Origin of the sequence: Vibrio sp. 10N.261.52.C11 (assembly GCF_041471405.1) — a bacterium.
Classification (GTDB): domain Bacteria; phylum Pseudomonadota; class Gammaproteobacteria; order Enterobacterales; family Vibrionaceae; genus Vibrio; species Vibrio crassostreae_C.
The window spans coordinates 1-399 of the sequence record NZ_JBFROI010000147.1 but is presented as its reverse complement, the minus strand read 5'-3'; the positions used below and the strand labels follow the sequence as shown (position 1 = coordinate 399).

1 tRNA gene is annotated in these 399 nt (G+C 41.4%); it reads right to left on the bottom strand.

The features are described 5' to 3' along the window. Positions 1–205: 205 nt before the first annotated feature. Positions 206–296 (bottom strand) — tRNA-Ser (locus AB4323_RS24470). Positions 297–399 lie beyond the last annotated feature (103 nt).

Here is a 399-nt window from a genome sequence, read left to right as displayed (position 1 = left end):
TTTCCGGATTGGTATTAGAAGAGAGAATTTAAACTCTTTGGGATAACCGCTGCTACGCAGTGAAAGTGGGGTGGCGATGCGTGTGTAGTATACGCTATTTGGAAGTCTCAATAAGTACATCTGTGCTACCTTTCTGTGCGAGATGATTTTCGAGGCTTTAGATACGAAAAAACCGCTGTAAAAACAGCGGTTTAATCTTTAAGAGTGGTGGAGGGATAGGGATTTGAACCCTAGAACCGCTATTAACGGTTGCCGGTTTTCAAGACCGGTGCTTTCGACCACTCAGCCATCCCTCCAACAAATTGTCATCAACAGATTAGTACACTGTTGAGGTTGTTATTTGCTAATGCAAGTAACGATACCTTTTGTCTTCACCTTTCAAAAAAGTGAAAATAAATT